We start from the raw sequence: 17,874 nt of genomic DNA, 5'->3' as shown, positions 1-17,874 counted from the left end.
CGAGTCGGCTGCAAGCGGCCGGCGCCACTCTCGTCGCAGTCCTCGACACCGACAGGAGAACCCATGCGCACCGCCATCGCGCCCGCCCGGCCCGACACCTTCGACATGCTCGTCGTGCACAACGCCTTTCGCACGCACTTCCGCGCACTGCCCGACCTTGTCGCCGGGGTCGATGCGGGTGACGCCGGGCGCGCCCGGCAGCTCGCGGCATTCCTCGACGAGCTGTGCACCGGACTGCACGACCAACACACCGGCGAGGACGAGCTGATGTGGCCGCTGCTGCTCGAACGGGCCCCGATACATGCCGGCTCGATACTGCGCATGGAAGAACAGCACGAGCGCATCGCCGAGCTGGTCCGGCGCGCACGCGGTGAGGCGGACGAATTCGGCACGGCTGCCGCGGCTTCGGCGCGCGACCGGCTCGCCGACACGTTACGAGCACTCACCGCCGCGCTGGACGAGCACCTGGCCGAGGAGGAGCACGAGGCCCTGCCGGTGGTCGAGGAGGTTATGACCGCCGAGGAGTGGCGGGCTCTCGGCGAACGCGGCCGCGCGCACATGCCGCGGAACCGCCAACTGGTCTTCCTCGGATTCCTGATGCAGACCGCGTCCGAACCCCAGCGCCGCAAACTTCTCGCGGAGATGCCGCCGGCGGCGCGCCTGGCCTGGCGGTTGCTCGGGCGGCGCAGCTTCGCCCGGGAGTATCGCGCGATCTACGGCAGCGATCCCGACTGGTGAGCGCCGAACTCTGCCGCCCTCACCACCGGATGGCCGGTGCCGGGACCGCGGGCGAACGTGGCACCAGCCGCTCCGCGGCGGTGTAGGCATCCAGGCTCCCGCGGGCGACTTCCTCGGCCAGCCGTGCCAGGTCGGGATGGGCTCGCACGCGGGTGTGCACCAGCGACAGGATCTGCACCCGGGCGCGGGCGGCGCGGCGTTCGGGGTTGTCGCTGCGCTGGTGCGCGTCGATGGCCTCGGCCAGTTCGGGCACCCCGGTGCCGTTCTCCGCGACAAGGGTCAGGATGGGGGCCGACGATTCGCCGCGCAGTTCCCGCACCGTCCGGTCGGCGCCGGGCCGGTCGGCCTTGTTCACCACGAGGATGTCGGCGACCTCCAGCAGCCCCGCCTTGGCGGCTTGAATCGCGTCTCCCGCACCGGGATTCAGGATGACCACGGTCGGATCGGCGACCGCCGCGACCTCGATCTCCGATTGCCCGACCCCGACCGTCTCGACCACGATCCGGTCGTAGCCGAGATCGGCGAGCAGCCGGATCGCGGCCGGCACCACCGCGGCCAGGCCGCCGATATGCCCGCGGGTGGCCACCGAGCGGATCAGCACACCGGGGTCGCCGACATGGGCCGACATGCGGATGCGGTCTCCGAGCAGGGCGCCGCCGCTGTAGGGCGAGGACGGATCGACCGCGAGGACGGCGACCCTCGCGCCCTGTGCTCGATACGTGCCGACCAGCGCCGCGACCGTGGTCGATTTTCCGGCGCCCGGCGGGCCGGTGACGCCCAGCACCCGAGGCGTGGCGACCGAGCCGAGCAGCGCGAGAACCTCGTCCCGGCTGCCGTTTTCGACCATGCTCAGCAGCCGCCCGGTGGCTCGCAGGGAACCCTCCCGGGCGGCGGCGAGCAGCCGTTTGGCCTCACGCCCGGCGGTGGTCACGGAGCGGGCACCTCGATCACGGTCGCCGATCCCATACCACCCCCGGCACACAGCGCCGCGATACCGAATCCGCCGCCGCGACGGCGCAATTCGTGGACCAGGGTGACGATCATGCGGGCGCCGGTGGCTGCCACGGGATGTCCCAGCGAGCAGCCGCTGCCGCTGTAGTTCACCCGCTCGGGATCCAGATCCAGCGCCTTGACCGCGGCCAGCGGGACCGAGGCGAACGCCTCGTTGATCTCGATCAGCTTCACCTCGGACAGTGAGATACCCGCCCGCGCAACCGCTTTGGTGATCGCCTCGATCGGCGCCAGGCCGGTGTCGGCGGGGTCCACGCCCACCGAGGCCCACGAACGGATGACACCCAGCGCGGGCAGGCCCAGCCGGTCCGAGGCGATGGCCAGCGCGGCGGCGCCGTCGTTGGATCCCGAGGCGTTACCCGCGGTGATCGAGAACCCCTCGATCTCCGGATGCAGCACCTTCAAGCCCGCGAGCCGCTCCAGGCTGGTGTCGCGGCGCGGATGTTCGTCGACGGAGAATTCGCCGTGCGGCGTCTCGATCGCGACGATCTCCTCCTTGAACCGCCCTTCGTCGATGGCGGCGATCGCGTTGCGATGCGAACGCAGGGCCCAGGCGTCCATCTCCTCGCGCGAGATTCCCGCCTTGACCGCGGTATTCCAGCCGACGGTGATAGACATGTCCAGATTGGGCGCGTCGGGGCGGTCCGGATGCGACGGCGAGACCCACGGGTCGATCCATTCGTCCGCACCGACCCGGAACCGCACCTGGGGCCCGGTGGAATCGGAATTCACGCCACCGGCGAGGACGAGTTCGTCCATCCCCGAACGGATTCCGGCCGCCGCGCTCTGCACCGCGGCCATTCCCGCCGCGCAGTGCCGGTTGGCGGCCAGTCCCGGTACCGTGGTGAGCCCGGCCGTCACCGCCGCGTGGCGGGCCAGCACCCCGCCGCCGTAGCGGCCCTCGCCGAGGATGACGTCGTCCACCCAGCTCGGGTCGATATCACGGGCGACCGCCGCGACCACATGGTGGGCGAGGTCGAAGGCGTTGGTGTCGCGCAGCGTGCCCTTGCGCGCGGTTCCGATGGGGGTCCGCACGGCGGAGACGATGACGGCTTCAGGCATGGGAGCTCTCCAATTCGGCGACGAGGTTGCGGCGCAACAGTTTTCCGGTTTCGGTCTTGGGCAGTTCGGCGCGGAACACGATCGCGTCGGGGGTTTTCGAGGACCGCATCCGCTCCCGCACCCACCGCTTGATCTCTTCGGGATCACCGGCGCCTACCACGACCGCGACCAGGCGCTGCCCCCATTCCGGATCGGGCACCCCGATCACCGCGGCCTCGCTGATCCCGGGATGGGTGAGCAGCACGTCCTCGATTTCGGCCGGTGCGATGTTCTCCCCGCCGCGGATGATGGTGTCGTCGGCGCGGCCCTCGATGAACAGATAGCCGTCCTCGTCCAGCCTGCCCAGGTCACGGGTGCCGAACCAGCCGTCGGCATCCAGCGCGGTGCGCGCACCGTACTCTCCCGAGATCTGCTCGCCCCGCACGTACACGAGTCCGGTCTGCCCGGCCGGCAGCGATTCCCCCGCGGCACTGCGGATGTCGAATTCGACGCCCGGCAGCGCCCGGCCGACGGAGCTCAGCCGCTCGCGGATCGCGGGATCGGTCGCGGCCTGTGCGGCGCGATGATCCTCCGGTCCGAGCACCGCCACCGAGGAGGCGGTTTCGGTGAGGCCGTAGGCATTGACGAACCCGGTCTCGGGGAACATCGCCAGCGCCCGTTCCAGCACCGGCCGCGGCATCCGTGAACCGCCGTAGGCCAGGCTCGCGAGCGTCGGCGTGGCCGCGTCGGCGCCGTCGACCGCCGTGACGATGCGGGCCAGCATGGTCGGCACCAGCATGGCGTGCGTGATCCGCTCGGCCCGAACGGTTTCCAGCCATCGCTGCGGTTCGAACGCCGGCAGGTACACCACACGGCGGCCGGTGTAGAGATTGGAGAGCAGATTGGTGAGTCCCGCGATGTGGTACGGCGGGACCGACACCAGCGATGCGTCGGATTCCGCGGCCGTGCCGAACTCCATCGTGTTCAACAGGTAGGCCATCAGATGCCGGTGCCGCAGCAGCGCCGCCTTGGGTTCGGAGGTGGTGCCGCTGGTGTAGATGATCGCGGCCACCGCCTCGCCGTCCCACGGGGCCGAGTGCGGTTCCGGATCGGGCTGTGCCGCATCGGTTTCCACCAGGGCATCGAGATCCCCGGGGCGCAGCACCCGCGCATCCGGATGCCGCGCCAGCAGTGCCGAGAGCTGCTGCTCGCCGAGCCGATAGTTCAGCGGCACGAACGGCACCGCGGCCAGCACGGCGCCGAACAGCGCCACCGGATAGGCCAGGTGGTTCGTGCCCAGATACAGCACGGCCGAACTGTCGGCGAACTCCGCGGCCGCGCGGCGCGCCAGTCGCAGCAATTGCGACGCCGTGAGCGAACGGCCGTCGACGGTGATCACCAGCCGGTTTCCGGCCGAGGCCGCCATCTCGAGGATCATGCTAATGTTCATGAGAACATTATTCTCTCAGTAAGAGAGTGTTGATTTCAAGAGAGGGCAGCGTCATGGAGATCAGCGGTAGCGCCGCGATCGTGGTGGGCGGCACCGGGGGGCTGGGCGAGGCGACGGTGCGGCGACTGCACGCCGCGGGAGCCAAGGTGGTGGTGGCCGATGTCGCCGACGACAAGGGCAAGGAGCTGGCCGCCGAGCTCGGCATCCACTATGTGCACACCGACGCCACCAGCGAGGAGTCGGTGCAGGCGGCGATCGCCGAGGCGCAATCGCTGGGCCCGCTGCGCATCTCGGTGGACGCGCACGGCGGGCCGGCCAGCGGTGGCCGCTTGGTCGGCAAGGACGGCAGCCCGCTCGCGCTCGACGGGTTCCGCACCACGATCGAGTTCTATCTCACCGCCGTGTTCAATGTGCTGCGACTCTCGGCCGCGGCGATCGCCCAGTCCGAACCGGGCGAGGAGGGCCGGCGCGGTGTCATCGTGAACACGGCGTCGATCGCCGCCTACGAGGGCCAGATCGGGCAGTTGCCGTACTCGGCGGCCAAGGGCGGGGTGGTCGGCATGACGCTGGTCGCCGCGCGTGACCTGTCACCGCTGGGCATCCGCGTGGTCACCATCGCACCCGGCACGTTCAACACCCCCGCCTACGGTAAGGCCGCCGATCAGCTGGAAGCCTATTGGAGCAAACAGGTTCCGCATCCCAAGCGGATGGGCCGCTCCCCGGAATACGCGCAACTGGTGCAGTCCATCGTGGAGAACGACTACCTCAACGGTGAGGTGATCCGCCTCGACGGAGCCCTGCGCTTCCCGCCCAAATGACCTCCCTGACAGGAAAAGTCGCTTTCGTAGCGGGTGCCAGCCGCGGCATCGGCGCCGCGATCGCGCACGGTCTGGCGGCGGCGGGGGCCGAGGTGGCCGTCGCCGCCCGCTCGCGGGAACCGGGGCGGTTGCCCGGAACCATCCACTCGGTGGCGCAGCGGATCATCGAATCCGGCGGCCGGGCCCTGCCGGTGGCCTGCGATGTCACCAGCGCGGAATCCGTCGAGACGTCCTTGGCGGCAACGGTTTCCGAATTCGGCGGGGTCGACATCGTGGTGGCGAATGCCGGGGTACTGGCACTGAACCCGATCGAATCGACCCCGGACGCACGCTGGCAGCGCTGTCTGGACGTCAACCTCACCGGCGTCTTCCACGTCACCCGGGCGGCGATTCCGCTGCTGCGTGCTCGCGGCGGCGGTTCGATGATCGCCAGCACGACCACCGGCGTCGGTATGCTCGACCGCGGTGCCAACGCCTATTGGATTACCAAGGCCGCCGTGGAGCGCATGTATCTGGGACTGGCGGCCGATCTGCGCGCGGACAATATCGCCGTCAACTGTCTGTGCCCGTCGCGGGTGGTTCTCACCGAGGGCTGGCGGGCCGGTGGCGGCGGACAGCGGATTCCGGCGGAGATGGTCGAACCGCCGGAAACCATGGCGGAGGCCGCGGTACTGCTCGCGCGGCAGGACGCGAGCGGCATCACGGGATCGGTCCAACAGTCGGAAGTGCTGCTGGCGCAACGATAGTCGTCGTCGGCAGAGCACAGTAGCTCGAGCGGGCGTTACGACCGGGCGCGGCGCATGCCACCGATGACCGCGTCGCCGAATTCGGCGAGAGTCTCCAGGTGCGCGAAATCGGTGAACCAGATGTAGAACCGTTCGACACCCTGCTCCGCGGCAGCGGCGAAGTGCGCGATCAGCTCCTCGGCATTTCCACACACCAAACCGCTTGCCAGATAACCGAATCGGCGCCGGCTCACCTCACGCACCCGGTCGGCATCGGCGCGGCGTCCCACGAAACCCACCAGCTGCTGGGTCGACACGCGCGCCCGCCCGGCGCTCGACCGCAACCGTCGCAGCCGGTCGAGCTGGTTGGCCGGCAGGTTCCACCAGTCCGCGTAGCGACGCACCAGCGCCATCGTCGCGGGACCGGACCCGCCGATCACGATCGGAATCCGCGACGTCGGTGCGGGCGCCAGGCCGAGGTCCCCCTCACCCGACCAATACCGCGGCAGCAGTGCCAGCGTGCGTTCCAACCGGGCCCGGCGGGCCGGGCCGTTCTCGTGGCCGATGTCGAAGTCGGCCAGTTCCTTCGGCACCGACCCCGACCCGAGCCCCAGCTCGAACCGGCCACCGCTGGCCTCCTGCAACGCCACCGCTTGTTTCGCCAGCATCGCGGGATGGCGCAGCGCGTCGCAGAGCACCAGGTGACCGATGCGCAACCGTTCGGTGCGCGCGGCCACCCAGGCGGCGACCGTCATCGCCTCCCACAGCGGCTGCTGTTCGGCGCCGGGCGCCCGCAGATGATCGATGAAGGCGATGCCGTCGAATCCGCCGGCCTCCGCCGCCCGGGCCCGCGCCACGATCTCGGCCATATCCAACCGGATCTGCGGCAGGAACAGATACCACTGCGCCCCGCCTGCCACCGCACGGCCTGCCTCCACCCCACCGATCGCTGCCACGGCTACTTCTTCGCGCCGTTCCTCGGCGCCGACAACCGGGCCAGATTGGCGCGCAGATCCTCCGATTGGAAGGTCAGATCCTCGGCGGTGAGCGCGAAGTCGAGAGTGGCCAGCACCGCGCGCTCGAGCTGCAGGTTCAGGATCCGCTTGGTGGATTCGACTGCCTGCCTGGGCAACCGGAGGATCCGCTCGGCGCAGGCGCGTGCCGCGGCGACCGGATCGGCGACCACGTGATTGACCAAACCCATCTCCCGCGCCCGCTCGGCCGGGATCCGGTCACCGGTCAGCGCGTACTCCTTGGCCAGCAGCAGGCTGGTGTGCAGCGGCCAGGTCAGCGGACCGCCGTCGGCGGCCACCAGTCCCACCTGCACGTGCGGATCGGCCAGATAGGCCTGTTCGGCGATGTAGACGATATCGCTGAGGGCGACCAGGCTGCAGCCCAAGCCGACCGCGGGCCCGTTCACGGCGGCCACGATCGGCACCCGGCACCGCGCCATGCCGAGCACGATATCGCGGCCGTGCGCAATGGTTTTCGCGCGCAACTCGGCATCGCGGCTCAATTCGCCGAGGTAGGCGAAGTCGCCGCCGGCGGAGAAGGCGCGCCCGGCGCCGGTGAGTACCGCGACGCGGGCCTCCCGGTCCTCGCCGAGTCGCGGCCACAGCCGGGCCAGCCCGGTGTGCAGCGCGTCGTCGACGGCGTTGAGCGCGTCGGGGCGGTTCAAGGTGATGATGCGAATCGGGCCCTCGGCCCGGACGTCGACTTCGGCGGGCAGGTCGTACATGTCAGGCTCCCAATCCGAGTATGCGGGCGGCGATGATGTTCTTCTGAATCTGCGAGGTGCCGCCCATGACGCTCTGCGCGCGGCTGTAGAGGTAGGTGCCGAACATATCGGCGTCGTCGGTGCCGGCGACGGTCAGCGCGGCATGGCCGACGGCCTGGTCTACCCACGTCATGAGCAGTTTGTCGAGTGAGCCGTCGGGGCCGTGCGAGACGCCGTCCAGTTGTTCGGACAACCGCCGCCGCACGTGCAGCCGCAACATCTCCGATTGCACTGCCGCCCAGGTCAATTCGTCGGGCAGCGGCCCGTCGACGCGGTCGGCCAGCGCGCGCACTGTTTTGGCGTAGCGGGCCGAGTAGCCGAGAGTCGACGGCTCCCGCTCGTGACCGACTACGGTCATCGCCAGCTTCCAGCCCTCACCGGGCGCGCCCACCATCCGATCGGCCGGCACGGTGGCACCGTCGAAACTCACCTGCCCGAATTCGGTGGTGATACCGCTGATCATGCGCAGCGGCCGCTGCTGCACACCCGGCTGCTTCATCGACACGATGAACGCCGAGATCCCCTTGTGCCGAGGCGCTTGCGGATCGGTGCGAGCCAGCAGCAGGCACCAGTCCGCGACATCGGAGTAGCTGGTCCAGATCTTGTGGCCGTGGATCACGTAGTGGTCGCCTTCGAGGGTGGCGGTGGTGGTCAGAGCGGCGAGATCCGAACCGGCTCCCGGTTCGCTGAAGCCCTGGCACCAGCGTTCGGTGCCGTCGATCATGCCGGGCAGGAATCGCTGTTGCAGTTCCCTGCTGCCGTGGCGGCCCAGGCCCTGAATCAGATAGCCCAGACTCGGCCGCGGCGGGGCGCCCGCGCGGGCCAGTTCCTCGTCGACGATCACGTCGTAGACCGGCGGCAGATCGTGTCCGCCGAACTCCTTCGGCCACGACGATCCGAAGAAACCGGCCCGGTACAGGGCGCGATGCCACTCGCCCTGACGGGCCCAGTATTCGTCACCCGAGGTCGGGAAGTCGCCGGCGACCTCGGACAGCCAGCGCCGCAACCGATCCCGGAATTCGGCCTCGGCCGGTGAGTCACGAAAGTCCACGGGCGATCTCCTCCAGACGGACGGGAAACAGTTCGGTCGAGACCAGGGCGCGGCGAAGGTAGATGTGCGCCAGGCATTCCCAGGTGTTGCCGATGCCGCCGTGCACCTGGATGGCGGTTTCGCAGACGGTGCGCGCGGCGCGGGCACAGTAGAGCTTGGCGATGCGGGCGGCGCGCACCGCCTCGTCGGGCGACAGTTCGTCCACTCCCCAGGCGGCGTAGCGCAGCACGCTGACCGATCCCTCGATCAAGGCCTGCGATTCGGCGAGCAGATGCGCCACGGCTTGGTAGGAGCCGATCGTCTTGCCGTACTGGGCACGGACTTTCGCGTAGTCGACGGCCAGCCGCTGCGCGCCCCGGGCGGCGCCCAGGAGGTCCGCGGTGGTGCCGACCAGGGCGAGGGCGAGCCATTGCGACGCCTGATCCGGCGACAGTTCCCCGATATGCTCGAGCCGCCCGTCGAGGTCGGCCGCCGCCCTGGTCGGATCCGCCGACTGCGCGGCGGGACCCAGCCTGCCGGCCAGCACCTGACCGTCGGCGAGCACCACCGCCCGATCACATCCGGCCGCGTCGACGGCCCGTCCACGCACCCCCAGCGTCCAGCGCCCCTCGTCCCCGGCGGGATGGCCGCGCAGATCGTCGGCCAGCACCGGACCCAGAAATGCCACGTCGACCAGTCCGCGCGCGAATTCCTCGGCCACCAGCGCCACTTCCACGCCCGACGCGCCGTCGGAGCGCAGGGCTCGCCATCCGGTCAGCTCGACGGTCTTGTCCAGCCGCGTGATCCGCTCCCGGTCGGCCAGTTCCGCTACCGAGGCGGGCCCCAGATCGTCGGCCAACTTGGCTGCGGCATCACGCAATTGGCGCTGTTCACTGGTCAGACGGACGTCCATAGCGCTCCTCGAGGACTCGGCGCAGCACCTTGCCGGACGGCAGGCGCGGAATGTCGGGGACGAAGACCACCCGGCGCAGCCGCTTGTATCCGGCCAGGCGATCGGCGACCAGAGCGGACAACTCCTCCGCGGTCACCGGCGCGGCGGCCGACACCGCGGCGACAATCGCCTCGCCGTCGGCGCCGTCGGTCACACCGAAGACCGCGCAATCGGCGACGGCGGGATGCCCGTGCAGGACGGACTCGATCTCGGCGGGCGCGACCTGGAAGCCGCGGACCTTGATCATCTCCTTCACCCGATCGGTGATGCGGACCCAGCCGTCGGCGTCGATCCAGCCGACATCGCCGGTGCGGTACCAGCCGTCCACGACGACCCCCGCGTCCGCGCCGTCGGGCAGATAGCCCGCCATCAGCGACGGCGACCGCGCCTGGATCTCCCCGATCTCCCCGGGCGGCAACGGTTTTCCGTCGTCGAGCGACGCCGTTCGCAGGCACACTCCGGGCGCGGCCCGTCCCACCGTGTCCAGCCGGGCGCCCTCGATCGGATTGCAGGCCAGCACCGGCAGTTCGGTGGCGCCGTAGGCGGGCAGCCAGCGCACGCCCGTACGGCGAGTCACGGTTTCGGCGACGCTCACCGTCACCGGCGTCGCGCCCCACATGATGTAGCGCAGCGAGGACAGGTCGAACGATTCCAGTTGCGGATGCGAGGCGATGGCCAGCGCGATCGGCGCCACCGCCATCTCCACGGTGATCCCGTCGCGTTCGATGCTGCGCAGCATCGACTCCAGGTCGAAGCGGCGATGCAGCCGCATCCAGGCGCCCACCCGCAGCGCGGTGACGATGTTGAGCAGGCCGAGGATATGGGACGGCGGGGTCAGGATCTGGATCCGGTCGTCGCCGCCCAGCTCCAGCACCTGCTGCCAGTCCCGCACCGCGGCCGCGAACGAGGCGTGCGTGTGGCGCACCGCCTTGGGCAGACCGGTGGTGCCGGAGCTGAACACCAGCACCGCATCCGATTCCGGGTCCGGCGGGTCGAATTCCGCGCGGCTGGGCGTGATCGGGTCGTCGAGATCGAGCATGGGCATCAGTTCCGCCAGCACCGGATGGTCGCCGACCGCGAATCCGGGTGTGGTGATCGCGAGCGCGTGCTCGGCCTCGGCTCGCCGCCACGCCGGGCTCAGCAGGACCACCGCGGCGCCGAGCTTCCACGCCGCCAGCACCGCGAGCACGAATTCCGGGCGATTCGACGACATCACGGCGATCCGGCTGCGCGCGCGAACGCCGCGCGCGTGCAGGGTCTCGGCCAGTCCGCCGGCCAGCTCGTCGAGCTGCGACAGGCTGTAGTGCCGATCGTCGAACACGATCGCCGTCGGCTCGGTCATGAGAAAATCCCATCTCGTTCAAGAGAACGCTATTCTCTTTGTATAAGAATCTTAATACCAGGAGAGGCGTTCCATGGCGAGTCCCCCGATGTTCCGGCCCGCGACCGTGACCCGGATCGTGAAGGAGTGCGCCGATGCGCGGACTTTCGTGCTGGCCCCGCACGACGGCCCGCTCACCTATCGCGCCGGACAGTTCTGCACCTTCCGGGTCCGGGTCGACGGCACCGATCTGTATCGGTCCTATTCGATGTCCAGCGCACCGGAAACCGACTCCGAACTGATGACCACGGTCAAGCGGGTGCCCGGAGGCAAGGTCTCGAACTGGTTGCTGGACAACGTGTCCGAGGGCGACGTGATCGATATGGGCCGGCCCGCCGGCCGATTCTGCCTGCGCGCCACCGAGGTTCCGCTCCTGGGCTTCAGCGGCGGCAGCGGGATCACGCCGGTGCTCTCGCTGGCAAAGAGTGCCCTGGCGACCACCGAGCGCCGCGTGCGGCTGTTGTGCGCGGACCGCGACGCGGAATCGGTGATCTTCGGTGCGGCACTGCTCGAGTTGGCGGAGCGCTTTCCGGGCCGGCTCCAGGTGATCCGGCATCTGGACAGTGCCGCCGGGCTGCTCGACCCGAGGGCGGTGCGCGACTTCGTCGGCGCGGACGGTCACGGTGACAGCTATGTGTGCGGGCCGGAGAAATTCATGGAGATGGTGGAGGCGGCCCTGCCCGGCCCGGGGGTGATCTTCAGCGAACGGTTCGGCGCACCGTTCCCCGAACTCGCCGATTCGGCGACCGAGCCGGCACCCGCAACCACCTCCGATACCCCCACGCCCGCAACCGAATCCGGCGCTGCCGGTGGCACGATCACGATCTTCCTCAACCGCAAGAAGGCCACGGTGCCGCGCCGCGCCGGCGAGACGCTGCTGGAAAGCGCCCGCCGCGCGGGCCTGACTCCGCCGTTCTCCTGCGAATCCGGCAACTGCGCCACCTGTATGGCGCGGCTCAGCGAGGGCAGCGCCACGATGCGGGTGAACGACGCCCTCGCCGACGACGAGGTCGAGGACGGCTACGTCCTCACCTGCCAAGCGGTGCCGGACACCGAGTCGGTGACCGTCCACTACGAATGAGCTGCCGGCGGCGGTCGTCCCCGGTCGGCCGCCTCCGTGCCGAGGCCGACCCGGTCGGCACCCGACTCAACTCGGCACCGGCTCCTGGCTGTCGTGTTCACCCAGCCGGGGCGGCGGGCCGTATTCCGGCGTGTAACCGTCGATTCGAATAGGCGAGGTCACCAAGCGGAACGTCCCCGCCTCGGCCACGGCTTCGGGTGTGGCGTCGAGCGCTTCGGGCAATGTGCGGACCGCGGCGGCGGGAATGCCCAGGGGGCGCAGCCGCGCCTCCCAGCCCCGGGCGTCGTCGCGGGCCAGTGCGGCGGTCACCGCGGCGAGTACCTCGGCTCGCCGGCCCACGCGTTCGGCCATGGTGTCGAAGCCCGTCACCCCGGCCTCGGCGGCGAAGGTCTTCCAGAAGCGGTCGTGCGTGACGAACAACGCCAGGTAACCGTTCGCGGTCGGAAACAGCTGCGCCGGAACGTAATACGAGTGCGCGCCGAACGGGCGCCGCTGCGGATGTTTGCCCTCGTTGAGATATGCCGCCGCGTGATAGTTCAACTGCGACAACATCACGTCGCGCAGCGAGACGTCCACCTGACCACCGCGGCCGGACACGATCTGCGCGAGCAGACCCAGCGCCGCGGTCAGGCCGGTGGAGTTGTCGGCGGAGGAATAGCCCGGCAGGGTCGGCGGTCCGGACGGATCGCCGGTGAGGGCGGCGACCCCCGTGGCGGCCTGCACGATGTAGTCGAAGGCCGGATCGTCGCCGCCGTAGAGGCCGAATCCGGTGATCGCGACGCAGACGATCGCCGGGTTGAATTCCCGCAGCGAGGCGTACGTCAGGCCGAGCCGGTGAATCGCCGAGGGTTTCAAATTCACCAGCAGCGCATGCGAATGCGCGACGAGCTCACCCAGGCGTGCCCGGCCGGCCGCACTGCCTGGGTCGAGGCGGATGCTGCGCTTGCCGCGGTTCAGGCTCGCGAAATAGCTGTCGCCGACCTGCCGGGAGATGTCGCCGCCGGCCGGTTCCAGCTTGGTGACCTCGGCCCCCAGATCCGCCAGCATCATCGTCGCGTACGGACCGGCGAGCATGGTGCCGACCTCGAGAATGCGAATCCCCGCCAGCGGACCGGCACTGGCGCGCTCCGCCAACGCTCCGGTTCGCCGGTCCGGGCCCGTGCCGGACGCCGCAGATGCATCGGTGCTCATCGCAATTCCCGCGCGACGCCGGCGATCATCTCGCGGGTGCGGCGCTTGGAGGCGATCAGTTCGTCGCGAGTGTCGCCGATCGGCAGCAGCCGGATCGAGACATCGGTCGCACCCGCCTCGGCGAAACGGCGCAACCCGGCCGCGATGGCGGACTCGCCGCCGGCCACGCAGATGTCGCCGACGTCGCGAGCATCGCCCTGTTCGAGCAGGCGCTGATAATTGGGCGAGATTTCCGCCTCGCCGAGAATGCGATTGGCTCGCGCCTTCGCCTCCTCCACCTCCGAATCCCGGCACAGGCAGACCGGAAGTCCCGCGACGATGCGCGGCGGTGTCCGGCCCGCGTCGGCGGCCGCCTTGGTGATCTTGGGCGTCACATGATCGGCGATCGCGCGCTCGTCGGCCATCCACAGAATGGTCCCGTCGGCCCGCTCCCCCGCGATGCGCAACATCACCGGTCCGAGCGCGGCCACCAGCACCGGCACCGGGGCGACCGGGCCCAGATCGAGCGGATTGTGCACGGAGAACGTGTCGTTCTCGACGTCGACGGTCCCCGGGCCGGTCAGTCCCGCCGCCAGCACGTCCAGGTAGTCACGGGTATAGGCCGCCGGGCGCTCGTACGGCAAGCCGAGCATGTCGCGCACGATCCAGTGATGCGAGGGGCCCACCCCCAGCGCCAATCGCCCACTCGCGGCGGCCTGCGCCGAGAGCGCCTGGCGTGCCAAGGCGATCGGATGCTGCGCCTGCAACGGCACCACGGCGGTCCCCAATTCGATGCGGCGAGTCCGCAATCCCATCGCCGCGACCGTGATCAGCGCGTCGAAATCGCTGGGAATCTGCGGAATCCACGCGGTGTCGAGCCCGGCCTCCTCGGCCCAGGCGATGTCGTCGAGCATCCGGCTCAGCTTGCGCGCGGAATCCCCCTTCTCCGGTCCGATCATCACTCCGACACGCACGAAGACCTCCAACCCGCCGCTACGCCGGGCGACCGCGTCACCCACTGACGAATACGGTACTTGCGAAAAAAGAGAATGCCAATACCATTAGCGCGGCCATGCGTTATCGAACCGGTGGCGCACCGTCGAGCGGCGCCTTCGCAATCGCTGCGCAAACCCTCCCGCACCCCGCGCGCTCGACCGGGGGCGGCCATCCGACTCGGCCTGCGCTGAAAGCCGTTGCCACGAACGGGGATCGAACGTCCGATTCGCGAACGGTGACCTACCTGCCGGCAACCCACCGGCCGGTGGCATCGGCGACCCCGGGACGCGACCTCGACCCGGCAGCCGATCCTGAGTGCAGACTGAGAACAAGAGACGAAATCGCGGATAACAGAAGCGTCACGCTAGCATCGGCGACCGTGGTCGACACGATGGTGAGGGCGGACGGTGCGCCTACTGCGGGCGCGACACCCAGGACCTCGGGTAGACAGCTCGGCGACTGGGCCGGACCGATCGCCTTGCTCGCCGGGCTGCTGGGCGCGCTGTGCGCCCTCGCGGTGCCGTTGCTGCCGGTGAAGGTGGACCACACCACCCTGTCGTGGCCGCAGGCCGATTCGGCCCGCAGTGTCGACGCCCCATTGGTCACCTACGCACCGCTGACCTTCGATGCCACGATCCCCGGCCGGTCGATGGCGCAACTGAGCGCACACGGCGGCGTGCTGGCGTCGACGCTGCCCGCCGGTGCGCCGCAACTGGAGAAGTACGGGTTCGTCGCGCGGGTGCGACCGGTGCAGGACGGAAAGCCCGCGCAACTCGAGGTCGTGTTGCGCAATCAATCGCTGCTGAGTGTGCCGATCGATGCGGTCGCCGACGGCACCTTGACCGTGCACGCCGATATGTCGTCGACCAAGGTCGGTATCACCGGAACCGATATCGAAGGCGCCACCTTGCCGCCGGGTGACTGGCGGCCACAGGTGGTCGGCATCTTCAGCGATCTCCCCAAGGCGGACGGCGCCAAGGTCGTCGCGCAGGTCGACAGCCGGTTCTCGGTGACGCCGACCTTCCTCAAGCGCGCGGCCGAAGTACTGGCTGTCGTCTTCACACTGGTAGCGCTGCTCGCGCTGTACCGGCTGGAGCGCACCGACAGCCGGCGTTTGCGGCGGCTGTTGCCGCAGCGGTGGTGGACGTTCACCGGCGTGGACGTCGTCGTCTTCGCCACGCTGCTGCTGTGGCATTTCATCGGGGCCACCACCTCCGACGACGGCTACCAGTTCGGGATGGCACGCACCTCGCTGGTGTCCGGTTATATGGCCAACTACTTCCGATTCTTCGGCGTCCCGGAGAACCCGGTCGGCACGCCGCCGTACGACATCATCGCGCACATGTCGGAGATCAGCGTCGCGAGCCCGTGGATGCGACTGCCGACGCTGCTGGCCGCCGTGGTCACCTGGCTGGCGCTGAGCCGGGAGGTGATCCCGCGGCTCGGTGTGGCGGTGCGCCACGACAAGGTGGCGGTGTGGACGGGCGCGCTGGCCTTCCTGGCCGTGTGGCTGCCCTACAACAACGGGCTGCGGCCCGAGCCGGTGGTCGCCGTCTGCGTGCTGCTCACCTGGTGCCTCGTGGAGCGCGCCATCGCGACCCACCGGCTGCTGCCGTATGCCCTCGCGATCCTGGTCGCCGCGTTCAGTTTCACCGCCGCGCCCTCGGGCATCATCTGCCTGGCGCCGCTGCTCGCGGGCCTGCGTTCGGCCGTGGGATTCGGTGTCCCGAGAGCACGCGAACTCGCCGGTGCGCAGGACGGAAATCCGGTGCCGACCGGCGCGTGGATCCGGGCGTACGGGGCGCTGCTGGCACCGCTGGCCGCGGCCGGAATGCTGGTGCTGGCCTTCGCCTTCGCCGTCGAACCGCTCTCGGCGATGTTCGAGATGCAGCGCGTGCACAACATCGTCGGCCCCTCGGACCCCTGGTACAACGACTACCTGAACTACCAGTGGCTGTTCATGCCGTCGGCCGACGGCTCCATCGCCCGTCGCTTCGGCATGGTCGCGATGTGGCTGAGCCTGCTGGTCTGCGTCTTCGTCCTGCTGCGCAAGGGCGGGCGCATTCCGTTCACCGCCCCGGGGCCGGCGCGGCGGCTGCTCGGCGTGACATTCGGGGCCATGGTGCTGATGGCGACCTGCCCGACGAAATTCACCCACCACAACGGTGTGTACGCCGGTCTGGCCGGAGCAGTCGCGGTACTGACCGCGGTCGCGGTGGGGCCCCGCGTGATGCGCTCGCCGCGCAATCGCGCCCTGTTCGCGGCGGTGATGGCGCTGGCGATGGCGCAGATCTTCACCAGTGTCAACCAGTGGTGGTGGGTCTCGAGTTTCGGTGTCCCCTGGTGGAACGAGCCACCTTCGGTGCTCGGCGTCGGGTTCAGCCGGATATTCCTGATCATCGCCGCGCTGTGCCTGCTGCTGGCGATCTGGTGGCATGTGCGGGCGCCGAAACCCGGCACGCCGCATCGGGTTTCCCCGCGCGCCTGGCGCCTGGCGAAGTTCCCGCCGTTGATGGCGGCCGCGGCGATCCTGGTGGTGTTCGAGGTGTTCTCGTTCACCGCGGGCGCGGTGACGCAATACCCGGGATTCTCGCTGGCTTCCTCGAATATCCATGCGGTAGTGGGCAATCCGTGCGGGCTGGCGAACAAGGTCCTGGTCGAAACCGACCCCAACGCCTCGCTGATGCAGCCGCTCGTCGGCGACCAGTTCTCCACCTTCTCCAACGGCGCTCGCGGATTCGTGCCGAACGGCGTCGGTGACGTGATGTCACCCGACGAGCAGGAGGAGACCAGCAGCATCGCCAAATCCTTCGGCGACAAACCCGGCACCGGCGAGTCGGCCACTCAGACCGGCGGTGCTCCACTGCCTTACGGTCTCGACGCGGCGACCACACCGGAACTCGGCACCTACGGCGAGGAGCAGCCCGCCGATCTCGTCACCGGCTGGTACCGCCTGCCCGCGCAGCACGATCGCAGCGATATAGTCTCGATCGCGGCGGCGGGGCGCATCCAGGCGGTGGGCCCGAACAACGGATACGTCGGCGGTGAACCGGTGGAGATCGAATACGGAACCACCGACTCCGCGACGAACGCACACGCACTCGGACGGGTGACCCCGATCGACATCGGCCCGGCGCCGTCGTGGCGGAACCTGCGCGTTCCCCTGGATCGAATTCCCGCCGCGGCCAACGTGATCCGCATCGTGGCCAAGGATCACAACCTCGATCCGCAGCGCTGGGTGGCGCTGACTCCCCCGCGCATCCCGAAGACGCACACGCTGAACGATCTGGTCGGCTCGAAGCAGCCGGTTCTGCTGGACTGGGCCGTGGGCCTGCAGTTCCCCTGCCAGCGCCCCTTCGACCACAAGGACGGCATCGCCCAGGTACCGGACTGGCGCATCCTGCCCAACCGCCTGGGCGCCGCCGACACCACGATGTGGGAAAGCCACGCCGGCGGCGGACCGCTGGGCTGGAGTCAGCAATTGCTGCGCTCGCAAACCCTGGCCACCTACCTCGCCTACGACTGGGACCAGGATTGGGGCGAACTGCAACGCCTCACGCCGATCGACCCCTCGGCCGTCCCGGCGACCCCGGCGGTCACCCAGGAGACCCACGGCGGTATGTGGTCACCCGGGCATATCTACACCTGGTGACCGCCTCCGCGGAGCCCGGCCGTGATCGGGCTTCACGCTTCTCGCACCGCCG

General features: G+C 69.6%; 15 protein-coding genes. 5 read left to right on the top strand and 10 right to left on the bottom strand.

Annotated features, from left to right (window positions below; translation table 11 throughout):
• Positions 1–63 precede the first annotated feature (63 nt).
• Positions 64–738: a hemerythrin domain-containing protein gene (locus tag NE2_RS12800; RefSeq protein ID WP_063026134.1), complete on the top strand. Its 675-nt coding sequence runs from the start codon at positions 64–66 to the stop codon at positions 736–738.
• Between the two features lie 19 nt (positions 739–757).
• On the opposite strand, the gene NE2_RS12795 is transcribed toward NE2_RS12800, so the two are convergent.
• The 3 genes from NE2_RS12795 to NE2_RS12785 are packed head-to-tail and all read right to left on the bottom strand — an operon-like array spanning position 758 to position 4,240.
• A complete protein-coding gene (locus NE2_RS12795; protein ID WP_063026133.1) occupies positions 758–1,669 on the bottom strand; it encodes an ArgK/MeaB family GTPase in 912 nt (303 codons plus the stop codon).
• The gene (locus NE2_RS12790; RefSeq protein ID WP_063026132.1) at positions 1,666–2,811 is read right to left on the bottom strand and encodes a thiolase family protein; all 1,146 of its coding nucleotides are present in this window, start codon (positions 2,809–2,811) and stop codon (positions 1,666–1,668) included. Before NE2_RS12790 ends, NE2_RS12795 begins: the two co-directional genes overlap by 4 nt.
• Positions 2,804–4,240 (bottom strand): class I adenylate-forming enzyme family protein, encoded by a 1,437-nt coding sequence (locus NE2_RS12785; protein WP_063026131.1) that lies wholly within the window; start codon positions 4,238–4,240, stop codon positions 2,804–2,806. Before NE2_RS12785 ends, NE2_RS12790 begins: the two co-directional genes overlap by 8 nt.
• Before the next feature lie 53 nt (positions 4,241–4,293).
• Here NE2_RS12785 and NE2_RS12780 point away from each other — a divergent pair, with 53 nt between their 5' ends.
• Both NE2_RS12780 and NE2_RS12775 read left to right on the top strand, forming a co-directional pair.
• The gene (locus tag NE2_RS12780; RefSeq protein ID WP_063026130.1) at positions 4,294–5,058 is read left to right on the top strand and encodes an SDR family NAD(P)-dependent oxidoreductase; all 765 of its coding nucleotides are present in this window, start codon (positions 4,294–4,296) and stop codon (positions 5,056–5,058) included.
• Complete coding sequence (locus NE2_RS12775) at positions 5,055–5,804, top strand: SDR family NAD(P)-dependent oxidoreductase (protein WP_063026129.1); 750 nt, start codon at positions 5,055–5,057, stop codon at positions 5,802–5,804. The genes NE2_RS12780 and NE2_RS12775 overlap by 4 nt, the downstream gene beginning before the upstream one ends.
• A 35-nt stretch (positions 5,805–5,839) precedes the next feature.
• On the opposite strand, the gene NE2_RS12770 is transcribed toward NE2_RS12775, so the two are convergent.
• From NE2_RS12770 to NE2_RS12750, 5 genes are all read right to left on the bottom strand, one after another.
• The gene (locus tag NE2_RS12770) at positions 5,840–6,652 is read right to left on the bottom strand and encodes an LLM class flavin-dependent oxidoreductase (RefSeq protein ID WP_063026183.1); all 813 of its coding nucleotides are present in this window, start codon (positions 6,650–6,652) and stop codon (positions 5,840–5,842) included.
• An 89-nt stretch (positions 6,653–6,741) separates the two neighbouring features.
• A complete protein-coding gene (locus NE2_RS12765) occupies positions 6,742–7,521 on the bottom strand; it encodes an enoyl-CoA hydratase/isomerase family protein (RefSeq protein WP_063026128.1) in 780 nt (259 codons plus the stop codon).
• A gap of 1 nt (position 7,522) precedes the next feature.
• Positions 7,523–8,611: an acyl-CoA dehydrogenase family protein gene (locus NE2_RS12760; RefSeq protein WP_063026127.1), complete on the bottom strand. Its 1,089-nt coding sequence runs from the start codon at positions 8,609–8,611 to the stop codon at positions 7,523–7,525.
• Positions 8,598–9,503: an acyl-CoA dehydrogenase family protein gene (locus NE2_RS12755; protein WP_063026182.1), complete on the bottom strand. Its 906-nt coding sequence runs from the start codon at positions 9,501–9,503 to the stop codon at positions 8,598–8,600. The genes NE2_RS12760 and NE2_RS12755 overlap by 14 nt, the downstream gene beginning before the upstream one ends.
• Positions 9,481–10,884 (bottom strand): class I adenylate-forming enzyme family protein, encoded by a 1,404-nt coding sequence (locus tag NE2_RS12750; protein ID WP_063026126.1) that lies wholly within the window; start codon positions 10,882–10,884, stop codon positions 9,481–9,483. Before NE2_RS12750 ends, NE2_RS12755 begins: the two co-directional genes overlap by 23 nt.
• Positions 10,885–10,957: 73 nt before the next feature.
• On the opposite strand from NE2_RS12750, the gene NE2_RS12745 reads away from it, so the two are divergent.
• Positions 10,958–12,004, top strand: coding sequence for a ferredoxin--NADP reductase (locus NE2_RS12745; protein ID WP_063026125.1), 1,047 nt, complete (start codon positions 10,958–10,960; stop codon positions 12,002–12,004).
• A 66-nt stretch (positions 12,005–12,070) separates the two neighbouring features.
• On the opposite strand, the gene NE2_RS12740 is transcribed toward NE2_RS12745, so the two are convergent.
• Entirely contained in the window at positions 12,071–13,195 is a 1,125-nt protein-coding gene (locus NE2_RS12740; protein ID WP_084494000.1) for a CaiB/BaiF CoA transferase family protein, read from the bottom strand.
• Positions 13,192–14,148 (bottom strand): TIGR03564 family F420-dependent LLM class oxidoreductase, encoded by a 957-nt coding sequence (locus NE2_RS12735; RefSeq protein WP_063026180.1) that lies wholly within the window; start codon positions 14,146–14,148, stop codon positions 13,192–13,194. The genes NE2_RS12740 and NE2_RS12735 overlap by 4 nt, the downstream gene beginning before the upstream one ends.
• Before the next feature lie 401 nt (positions 14,149–14,549).
• Here NE2_RS12735 and NE2_RS12730 point away from each other — a divergent pair, with 401 nt between their 5' ends.
• Positions 14,550–17,822 carry an arabinosyltransferase domain-containing protein gene (locus NE2_RS12730; RefSeq protein WP_233429764.1) on the top strand — a complete coding sequence of 1,091 codons (3,273 nt, stop codon included), beginning with the start codon at positions 14,550–14,552 and terminating at the stop codon, positions 17,820–17,822.
• Positions 17,823–17,874 lie beyond the last annotated feature (52 nt).

It is taken from the genome of Nocardia elegans NBRC 108235 (genome assembly GCF_001612845.1).
GTDB classification, from domain to species: Bacteria; Actinomycetota; Actinomycetes; order Mycobacteriales; family Mycobacteriaceae; genus Nocardia; species Nocardia nova.
This window is presented reverse-complemented; position numbering and strand designations above follow the sequence as displayed.

Bases quoted from the DNA above. Each gene is read 5' to 3' on its own strand.
- NE2_RS12740 (WP_084494000.1), bottom strand. From the start codon at position 13,195: ATGAGCACCGATGCATCTGCGGCGTCCGGCACGGGCCCGGACCGGCGA.
- NE2_RS12770 (WP_063026183.1), bottom strand. From the start codon at position 6,652: ATGGCCGAGATCGTGGCGCGGGCCCGGGCGGCGGAGGCCGGCGGATTC.
- NE2_RS12755 (WP_063026182.1), bottom strand. From the start codon at position 9,503: ATGGACGTCCGTCTGACCAGTGAACAGCGCCAATTGCGTGATGCCGCA.
- NE2_RS12745 (WP_063026125.1), top strand. From the start codon at position 10,958: ATGGCGAGTCCCCCGATGTTCCGGCCCGCGACCGTGACCCGGATCGTG.
- NE2_RS12765 (WP_063026128.1), bottom strand. From the start codon at position 7,521: ATGTACGACCTGCCCGCCGAAGTCGACGTCCGGGCCGAGGGCCCGATT.
- NE2_RS12800 (WP_063026134.1), top strand. From the start codon at position 64: ATGCGCACCGCCATCGCGCCCGCCCGGCCCGACACCTTCGACATGCTC.
- NE2_RS12790 (WP_063026132.1), bottom strand. From the start codon at position 2,811: ATGCCTGAAGCCGTCATCGTCTCCGCCGTGCGGACCCCCATCGGAACC.
- NE2_RS12775 (WP_063026129.1), top strand. From the start codon at position 5,055: ATGACCTCCCTGACAGGAAAAGTCGCTTTCGTAGCGGGTGCCAGCCGC.
- NE2_RS12750 (WP_063026126.1), bottom strand. From the start codon at position 10,884: ATGACCGAGCCGACGGCGATCGTGTTCGACGATCGGCACTACAGCCTG.
- NE2_RS12785 (WP_063026131.1), bottom strand. From the start codon at position 4,240: ATGAACATTAGCATGATCCTCGAGATGGCGGCCTCGGCCGGAAACCGG.
- NE2_RS12780 (WP_063026130.1), top strand. From the start codon at position 4,294: ATGGAGATCAGCGGTAGCGCCGCGATCGTGGTGGGCGGCACCGGGGGG.